Source organism: Achromobacter maghribensis, assembly GCF_057334215.1.
In genome coordinates this window covers 17,332-25,778 of record NZ_JBHFII010000027.1, presented here as the reverse complement: position 1 = coordinate 25,778, position 8,447 = coordinate 17,332, and the positions used below count along the sequence as shown (strand labels likewise).

The following is an 8,447-nucleotide window of genomic DNA, read 5'->3' as shown; positions in this document are numbered from 1 at the left end:
GCATAGCGCAGCGCGCGCCCCACGCCATCCGGAAGGGGGATGTAATCCCCGAACAGCATGAAACCGGCACGCGTGAGCACGCTGCACAAGGCCAACAGCAGGATGGCGGAATAGACGTAGAGCTCGGAAGGCCAGAGGGTCATGGTCGCGCCTTGAAGAAACGTTCGGCCCACATGCCCGCCACCACGCCGGCGATGACGGCCGCCGCCAGGCCCAGCCGCAGCGGCAGCACCTGGCCGACCCAGGCGACCACGCCAGCCGCCAGCATGGACACGAGCATCGGCTTGGAACTGGCCAGCGGCACCGTGATCGCCAGCAGCGCCAGCACCGCGGCAAAATCCAGCGACCAGTTCGTGGGCACCATCGTCCCCAGATAGATGCCGATGATCGAGGACGACTGCCAGACCAGCCAGCCCGGCACGATCGTGCCCAGGAAGAACCACAGTTGTTCGCGCGTGCCGCGCTCGGCCGAATCGCCATAGCGCGGCATGAACAGCACGAAGCCCATGTCGGTCGTGAAATAGCCCAGCCCCAGCCGCTTGGGCCAGGACAGGTGCCGGAAGTAAGGATGGAGCGCGGCGCCAAAGATGATGAAACGCAGGTTCACGACGCAGCCGGCGGCGAAAATCAGCCACAGCGGCGCGCCGGTGGCGATCAGCGGCAGCGACGTCAATTGGGCGGACCCCGCGTAAAGCAGCAGGGTCATGGCCAGCGCCATGGTCTCGGTCAGGCCGGACTTCACCATGGCCACCCCGGTCACCAGGCCCCAGGTCGCCGTGGCGATGAGAGCCGGGACGATGGCATGGATGCCGGCGCGGAATGCGGCCAGGCGTTCCTGGCGGATTTCGGGAAGCGCGGATTCAGAGGACAACGGCTGGCCCCTGGCGATTCGGACAGGACGACATGGGAACTCTAACGGGTTGCGCGGGCCAAATGGCACCACGCCGGTGCGCGGACAGGCCGGTATTGTAACCTCGCCGCTTGATACAATAGGCGCCCCGAGTTTCTTGACCGCTTGGGGCCTGACGCGCGGCGCCAGGCCTGGCGCCCTGTGTGGAGAAGACCATGTCGATGGCTGACCGCGACGGTTTCATCTGGTATGACGGCAAGCTCGTCCCATGGCGAGACGCGACCACGCACGTCCTGACGCATTCCCTGCACTACGGCCTGTCCGTCTTCGAAGGCGTGCGCGCCTACAAGTCCGAGATCGGCACCGCCATTTTTCGCCTGGAAGACCACACCAACCGCCTTTTCAATTCGGCGCACATCTACCAGATCCCCATGCCGTTCGATCGCGACACGATCAACGACGCGCAGCGGATGGTCGTGCGTGAAAACCAGCTGGAATCCGGCTACCTGCGGCCGCTGGTCTTCTACGGTCCGGAAAAAATGGGCGTGTCGCCCAAGGGCGCCCGCGTGCACGTGGCCATCGCCGCCTGGCCGTGGGGCGCCTACCTGGGCGAAGAGGCCCTGTCCCAGGGCATCCGAGTCAAGGTGTCGTCGTTCGCCCGCCAGCACGTGAACGTCACGATGCCGCGCGCCAAGGTCGCCACCACCTATGCCAATTCCATCCTGGCCAACACCGAAGCCTTGCAAGATGGCTACGACGAGGCCCTGCTGCTGGATACCGAGGGTTTCGTGGCCGAGGGTTCCGGCGAGAACCTGTTCATCGTCAAGGACGGCGTGCTTTGCGAACCGGAAATCGCGTCCGCCCTGACCGGCATCACGCGGTCGACGATCCATGCGTTGGCGGCCGACTTCGGCTTGCGCGTGGTCACCAAGCGCCTGACGCGGGACGACGTCTATATCGCCGACGAGGCTTTCTTCACCGGCACCGCGGCGGAAGTCACACCGATCCGCGAGGTCGACAACCGCCAGATCGGCGGCGGCAGCCGCGGCCCGGTTACCGAGAAGTTGCAGAAAGCATTTTTTGACATGGTGAATGGCCGCATCCCGAAGTACCATCACTGGCTGAGTAAAGTCTGATTCACGCGGCCGAGTCTCCGACTTGACCGCATCATTGCCCCAACCTGCCGTTTATCGGTTTTTTTTCAGGAAGATCCATGACCGCTGCTGCCCCGGCCGCCGTCCCCCACGCTCACGAAGTCATTGAGGTCGGCGCCGAAGACCTGCCCGTGTTCTGTCCCGGCCCGAAAGCGCCGCTCTGGAGCATGCACCCCCGCGTGTTCCTGGACGTGGCCCGCTCCGGCTCCGCCAAGTGCGCCTACTGCGGCGCCGAGTACCGCCTGAAAGCCGGTACCGTGCTGCACGGCCACCACTAAGCCCGCCGCACAACGCCACCCGTCACACGCAGCCATGTTTGCCACACCTGAAGAAGCCGAACACGCGTTCTACGAAGCCCTGGAACAGGGGGACGCCGTCCGCCTGATGCAGGTGTGGGCCGACGACGAGGAAGTCGTCTGCATCCACCCGGGCGGGCTGCGCATCGTCGGCCACTCGGCGGTGCACGAGTCCTGGCAGCAGGTGCTGGCCAACGGCCCCCTCCACGTCCGCCCGCTGCGCCCGCTGGTCATGCTGAGCATGATGTGCGCGGTGCACGTACTGGTGGAACAGGTGGCGGTGCGCACGCGGGAAGGCACGCAGTTCGCAAACTGCTACGCCACGAACATTTACCACAAGGGTCCCACCGGCTGGCGCATGGTCATGCACCATTCGTCGTCGGCGCCCACGGAAGCCGGGGTGCTCGATTTGCACGACGTACCCGACATGCTGCATTGAATCGGGTGGATTTTTAGTTGGCCGCTGCTCGTCTAGATACGTCCCCCTGCCCCGTTCCCTCCTGGTTGCCCGGAGGCGATGCCCAGACGGTTTACGCGTCGGTATTCGCGCAATACCACCGGATCGCGTTCGTGCGCGACCGGGTGGAGACGCCGGACACCGATTTCGTGGACTTCGACTGGACCGGCCCGGGCCTGTTCCCGCACAAGGCCGCCGACGGCGCGCCCGTCAGCGGACAAGGCCCGGTTGCCAATGGCAAGACCGCCGCGGCGCGGTGGATGACGGACGCGGATTGGAAATCGCTGCCGCAAACGCCCGACACGCCCGCGCTAATCCTGTTCCACGGGCTGGAAGGCGGCAGCAACAGCCGCTACGCCCAATCCGTCGCGCACTATTTCCGCGCGCGTGGCTGGATCGTCGTGATTGCGCACTTCCGCGGTTGCTCGGGCGTGCCGAACCGCCTGGCGCGCGCCTATTATTCGGGCGATTCCGCTGAAGTGGGCTTCCTGCTGGAAACGGTGCGCAGCCGCATCCCTCATGCGCGCTGGCATGCCGTCGGCGTATCGCTGGGTGGCAACGCGCTGCTCAAGTATCTGGGCGAGCACCAGGAAGACACCGGCTGGCTGACGGCCGCAGCGGGGGTTTCCGTGCCGCTGGATCTGGTCGCCTGCGGCAAGACGCTATCCACCGGTGTGTTCAACCGGCGCGTCTACTCGGCCCATTTCCTGAAAACGCTCAAGCATAAAGTGCTGGAGAAGGCGCACCGCTTTCCCGGCGCCATCGACGTGATGCGCATTGCGCACGCGCACGACCTGCGTGAGTTCGACGACACCTATACCGCGCCGATGCATGGCTTTCGCAATGCCCTGGATTATTGGACGCGCGCGTCCAGCAAGCCCTGGCTGCCAAAGATCTCGGTGCCGACGCTGGTGCTCAACGCGCGCAACGACCCATTCATCCCGGCGTCGTCGCTGCCCAAGCCGGAAGAGTGCGCGCCCGTCATCTTGCTACACCAGCCCAGCGACGGCGGGCATGCCGGCTTTCCCACCGGCGCTTTCCCGGCGCACCTGAACTGGCTGCCCCAGCGCCTGGGCCGGTTTTTCGAAACCGGTCTGTAGGACGCCCTCAGGGAAGCCGCCCCGGGGCGCCGCGTCTGCCGCGTCAGCCCGACTTGAAGCGCTCCAGCAACTGCCGCTCTTCGGCAAGCTTGTCCTTTACTTCCTTGATTTGCACGTCGATCTGCGACTGCTCGTAGAAATCGGTGGACAGGCCACGCGCCTGCTGTAGCTGCGATTCCGCCGCCGCGAAGGCGCCGGTCATGAGGTAGAAGCGCGCCAGGTCGCGCCGCGCCTGCACCGGTTTGCCGTTGCGTTCCTCGCTTTGCGCCAGCATCTGATAGAGGCCGGGCTCGTCGCTGCCCCACTGCTTGATCTTGGCGCGCAGATAATCCTGCGCGTCGGCATGGCGGCCGTTGCTTTGCAGCGCCTGCGCATAGGCGATGCCCAGCGCCCGCTGGTCGGGCCAGCGTTTGGTGCCCGCCTGCGCCAGTTCAAGCGCGCGCCGATATTCCTTGCGGGCCAGGGCGATATCCACGCTTAGCTTGGCCAGCTGCGCGGAATTGCGCCCCCCCGCCGTGGCCAGATTCCACAAGCGATCGGCTTCGGTCAGGTTATTGCGCTGAAAAGCCTGCAAGGCCAGCCCGTAATACGCGGCGGACTGACGCACACCGGACAGGGCCTGGGCCTCGTCCTGCAATTGCTGGCCAGCCGAGCGCAGGCTGACGGCGTCGCGCCCCTGCACCACGCGCATCTTGGCGCGCACGTACCAGAAGTCATCAGAGTCCACATGACGCGACGGCGGCGTCGAGCGCACGCGGTTCTGCACATCGGACATGCGCTCGATGGACAACGGGTGGGTGCTGGCCCATGACCCGCCGCCCGCGCCTTCGTTCAGGCGCGAGGCGTTCATCAGGCGCGAGAACATTTGCGACATGCCTTCGGCGTCGTAGCCGGCCTTGGTCAGCATCTGGAAGCCGGCACGGTCGGCTTCGCGTTCCGCGTCGCGGGAAAAACCCAGTTGGCGATTGATCGCCGCGGCCTGGCCGAAAGCCGCCACGCCCATCGCCAGGTTGCCGCCGCCGCCCGCCAGGGCCGCCAACAGCGCGCCGGCCAGGCTGGCCAGCATCAGCATGCCGTTCTGGCTTTGTTGCGTCATGCCGCGCGCAATGTGGCGCTGCACGACGTGGCCGATTTCGTGCGCCACCACCGCGGCCAGTTCGGATTCGCTGCCCGACGAGACGATCAGGCCGGTATTGATGCCGATAAAGCCGCCGGGCATGGCGAACGCATTGATTTCAGGGTCGCGCACGCCGAACATTTCCACTTCCGGCACTGCGCCGGGCGCAAAGGCCGCCAGCTTGCGGCCCATGGTGGTCAGGTACTGGCTGAGTTCAGGATCGTCGACATACGTCGGATCGCGCCGGCCTTGCGACATGATGGCTTCGCCCAGGCTACGTTCCAGCATGGGCGAAAGATCGGCCGCCGACGCGGCGCCCATCGTGGGCAGGCCTACCGGCTGCGCCCAGGCGGCGACGGGGATGGAGGGGGCGAGCAAGGCGGCGCATAGTCCGGCAATCGCGCCCCGTTTCGCAATAGAGCAAATGGATGGCATTTTCCTGCGGTTCATAAGCCTATGATAGCGATGAGCTTAAAATGTTTCACCGATACCCCAAACGAGGTCTCAATGCGTCCCGTCCGTAAAGCCGTTTTCCCTGTCGCCGGCATGGGCACCCGCTTCCTGCCCGCCACCAAGGCGATGCCCAAGGAAATGCTGCCCGTGGTCGATAAGCCGTTGATTCAATATGCCGTTGAAGAGGCCGTGGCCGCCGGCATCACCGACCTTATTTTTGTGACCGGCCGCAACAAGCGCGCCATCGAAGACCACTTCGACTCCGCGCCCGAGCTTGAATCCGACCTTGAAAGCAAAGGCAAGCACGAGCTGCTGGCAATGGTGCGGGGCATTCTACCTGCGCACGTGAATTGCCTCTACATCCGGCAATCGGCTCCGCTGGGCCTGGGCCACGCCGTGCTGTCGGCCGCGCCGGCCGTGGGCGACGAGCCCTTCGCCGTGCTGCTGGCCGATGACCTGATCGACGCCGCCACGCCCGCCATGAAGCAATTGGTGGACATCGCCATCGCGCAGAACGCCAGCGTGCTGGGCGTGCAAGATGTGCCGCGCGCCGACACCCGCAAGTACGGCATCGTGGCCACGCGCGAGGGCGACACGCGGCTGGACGCCCGCACCGAGCGCGTCACGCATATTGTTGAAAAGCCCGAACCCGACGCCGCGCCGTCCACCCTGGCCGTGGTGGGCCGTTACGTGCTGGAAGCCGCCATCTTCGATCACCTGCGTTCCACCAAGATGGGCGCCGGCAACGAAATCCAGCTGACCGACGGCATTGCCTCGATGATGCGCGAGCGCGCCGTGTTCGCGCACCGCTTCGACGGCGTGCGCTACGACTGCGGCAACAAGGCAGGCATGTTCCAGGCCACCGTGGCGCTGGGCAAGAAGTACCACGGTTTGCTGCCGGAATAACCCTGCGGCGGGTCCGCGCTAGGCGGACGCCGCCTCGCGGGCCTTGGCCCGTGCGCGGGCGTCCCGGTCGGCTTTGCGCAAGCGCCCCCTGGCGGACAAGCGCATCAAGGTTCCCAGCGCCACCATCAGGCCGATCACCTCGACCAGCGCCGCCGGTATCCACATGGTCAGGCCGCCGATGGTCTGGTCGGTCTGGGCGGACATCGCGATGGCGCGACCGCACAGCTCGAACAAGGGATAGATATCGCTTTCAGTGAAAGCGATGACGGCGCCCGCCACCATTTGCGGCAACATCGTCAGCACGGGTGAGATGACCCGGCCGCCCGGCGTCATGGCCGCGGGCGGCGCGGGGCGGCGGTCAAGGATCAGGTTCCAGTACATGAAGCCGCTGATCACGACCGACCAGTTCATCAGCCGATACAGGCGCCAATCCAGCATGGAATAGAACTGCACCGACGGGATCAGCCAGACCAGCACCAGGAAGACGAACAACGCCGGCACGAAGATCTTGTTGGTCAGCACCGCGACCGTGGCCCGGCCCGTGCCCGTGCGCAGGAAATCCCGCAGGCGGACGCGCCAGGTCATCGGCAGCCCGGCCCGCATGACCTGCCCCGGGAAAGCCGCCATCACCAGCAGCGGCCCCAGGTGATGCAGCACCAGATGCTGGATGCGGTGGATGAAGAACATGCGCTCGGCGTAATAGTCCACCCGCGTATGCATCGACAGGTACAGCAGCACCAGGCCCGCCCAGAAGAAGACGCGTCGCGCGCCCGTCACATGGTGGACCCGCTGGCCGCGCACGAACAGCACGATCGCCACCACGAAGGAGGCGACCAGCGTGGGAGAGAACTCCCAGGGTATGAGCCATTCAAGACTATCCATGCGGGCCATCCGGAAGACATCGGGGAAGACGGGCCGGCGCCATGCGCCATCCCGCCGATTGTAGTAGACCGCGCCAGCCCTTGCTCCGATGCCCCGGTGGGATCAGAAATGGTGCGAGACGCCCGCTCCGACACGCGTGGTGTGGGAATTGGCCGGGTCGAACTGGTTGTCCAGCGTGTAGTTCGATGCGTAGCCGGCGAAGCCGTATAGCGTCGTGCGCGCGGACAACCCATAGGTATAACCCAACGTCACCAGCTGCGCCTTGCGCGCCGTCATGCCGTTATCCCAATGCCAGTCCGGCCGCGCCAGCGACCATTGCACCAGGACCGCGCCCGGGCCGACGGGCACGCTGACACCCGCGAGCCACGCGTCGACCGTGCCGCCCCGCGCAAACGGCGCGGGACCCAGGCCCAGCCCCAGGCTGTCGGGATCGCCCCCGTCCAACCCCGCATAACCGTTTTTCTGGCGTGACCACGCCAACGACACCTTGACCGCCTCGAAATCGTAAGAGGCCCCCAATTGCACCGCCCGGGGCCGGCCGGCGCTGCCGTCGGGCGCATGGGCCAGCCGCAGTTGGTCCCACGTGGCCACGGCCAGCAAGGGGCCATTTTCGGCTTTCACGCCCAGACTGAGCGCGCGCGGGTTCTGGCCGGTGCGGAATGCGCCCTGGCCACCGGCATCGAATGAATACCCGACGCCCGCCTGCAGGCCGTTCCAGACAGCCGAAGTGACATTGACCATATTGCTCAATTGGAAGTTGTCGGACGCCTTGAAGGTGGCGCCCATGCCCATGTCCTTCCACGAGGCGATTTCCAATGCGCTGCCGTAGGTCTGGCCGATCGTGTGCTGGCGCCCCAGCCGCAATTCACCCACGCTGTCGTGGCCAATGCCGACCCACGCCGCGTAGTTGAACAGGCGGCCATCATCCGCGGCGTTGCCGTTCAAAGGGTCAAACCCGCTTTCCAGCTGGAAGCGGCTGCGCCAGCCCGCCCCAAGGTTCTCGCCGCCCTGCAGTCCCCATAGGGAATCCGTCATGCCGCCGTTGAGCGCGCCGCTTTGGCTGCCTTGGCCCGACACGCTTGTCACGGCCACGCCGGCATCCACGATGCCGTACATGTGCACGCCAACGCCCGCTTCGGCGGCCGGCGCCGTCAGCGGCGCGCCCAAACCGCCCGCCACCGCCGCGGCACAGAATGCGAATCTCATTGCGATCTCCCGATGGCGGGGGGGGG

10 protein-coding genes are annotated in these 8,447 nt (G+C 65.9%); 5 read left to right on the top strand and 5 right to left on the bottom strand.

The annotated features are described in order from the left end of the window. A partial coding sequence (locus tag ACE039_RS12075) for an AzlD domain-containing protein (protein WP_485822497.1) occupies positions 1–143 on the bottom strand: 143 nt, incomplete at its 3' end. After that, complete coding sequence (locus ACE039_RS12070; protein WP_199196717.1) at positions 140–871, bottom strand: AzlC family ABC transporter permease; 732 nt, start codon at positions 869–871, stop codon at positions 140–142. The genes ACE039_RS12070 and ACE039_RS12075, both read right to left, overlap by 4 nt. Positions 872–1,065: 194 nt before the next feature. Here ACE039_RS12070 and ACE039_RS12065 point away from each other — a divergent pair, with 194 nt between their 5' ends. From ACE039_RS12065 to ACE039_RS12050, 4 genes are all read left to right on the top strand, one after another. After that, a complete protein-coding gene (locus tag ACE039_RS12065) occupies positions 1,066–1,986 on the top strand; it encodes a branched-chain amino acid transaminase (RefSeq protein ID WP_105555340.1) in 921 nt (306 codons plus the stop codon). A gap of 77 nt (positions 1,987–2,063) precedes the next feature. Beyond that, positions 2,064–2,282: a zinc-finger domain-containing protein gene (locus ACE039_RS12060; RefSeq protein WP_310034625.1), complete on the top strand. Its 219-nt coding sequence runs from the start codon at positions 2,064–2,066 to the stop codon at positions 2,280–2,282. A gap of 34 nt (positions 2,283–2,316) precedes the next feature. Further along, complete coding sequence (locus ACE039_RS12055; protein ID WP_105555342.1) at positions 2,317–2,739, top strand: YybH family protein; 423 nt, start codon at positions 2,317–2,319, stop codon at positions 2,737–2,739. A 17-nt stretch (positions 2,740–2,756) separates the two neighbouring features. Continuing rightward, the gene (locus ACE039_RS12050; RefSeq protein WP_485822468.1) at positions 2,757–3,857 is read left to right on the top strand and encodes a YheT family hydrolase; all 1,101 of its coding nucleotides are present in this window, start codon (positions 2,757–2,759) and stop codon (positions 3,855–3,857) included. A 43-nt stretch (positions 3,858–3,900) separates the two neighbouring features. Here ACE039_RS12050 and ACE039_RS12045 read toward each other — a convergent pair whose 3' ends face one another. Next, complete coding sequence (locus ACE039_RS12045) at positions 3,901–5,424, bottom strand: M48 family metalloprotease (protein WP_485822467.1); 1,524 nt, start codon at positions 5,422–5,424, stop codon at positions 3,901–3,903. A gap of 57 nt (positions 5,425–5,481) precedes the next feature. On the opposite strand from ACE039_RS12045, the gene galU reads away from it, so the two are divergent. After that, a complete protein-coding gene (gene galU, locus ACE039_RS12040) occupies positions 5,482–6,333 on the top strand; it encodes a UTP--glucose-1-phosphate uridylyltransferase GalU (RefSeq protein ID WP_485822466.1) in 852 nt (283 codons plus the stop codon). 18 nt (positions 6,334–6,351) lie between these two features. Here galU and ACE039_RS12035 read toward each other — a convergent pair whose 3' ends face one another. After that, positions 6,352–7,224 (bottom strand): cytochrome c oxidase assembly protein, encoded by an 873-nt coding sequence (locus tag ACE039_RS12035; RefSeq protein WP_105555345.1) that lies wholly within the window; start codon positions 7,222–7,224, stop codon positions 6,352–6,354. Positions 7,225–7,317: 93 nt separating this feature from the next. Beyond that, positions 7,318–8,421, bottom strand: coding sequence for a porin (locus ACE039_RS12030; protein ID WP_485822465.1), 1,104 nt, complete (start codon positions 8,419–8,421; stop codon positions 7,318–7,320). Positions 8,422–8,447: the final 26 nt, after the last annotated feature.

Bases quoted from the DNA above. Each gene is read 5' to 3' on its own strand.
- ACE039_RS12045 (WP_485822467.1), bottom strand. From the start codon at position 5,424: ATGAACCGCAGGAAAATGCCATCCATTTGCTCTATTGCGAAACGGGGC.
- ACE039_RS12060 (WP_310034625.1), top strand. From the start codon at position 2,064: ATGACCGCTGCTGCCCCGGCCGCCGTCCCCCACGCTCACGAAGTCATT.
- ACE039_RS12035 (WP_105555345.1), bottom strand. From the start codon at position 7,224: ATGGCCCGCATGGATAGTCTTGAATGGCTCATACCCTGGGAGTTCTCT.
- galU (WP_485822466.1), top strand. From the start codon at position 5,482: ATGCGTCCCGTCCGTAAAGCCGTTTTCCCTGTCGCCGGCATGGGCACC.
- ACE039_RS12055 (WP_105555342.1), top strand. From the start codon at position 2,317: ATGTTTGCCACACCTGAAGAAGCCGAACACGCGTTCTACGAAGCCCTG.
- ACE039_RS12065 (WP_105555340.1), top strand. From the start codon at position 1,066: ATGTCGATGGCTGACCGCGACGGTTTCATCTGGTATGACGGCAAGCTC.
- ACE039_RS12030 (WP_485822465.1), bottom strand. From the start codon at position 8,421: ATGAGATTCGCATTCTGTGCCGCGGCGGTGGCGGGCGGTTTGGGCGCG.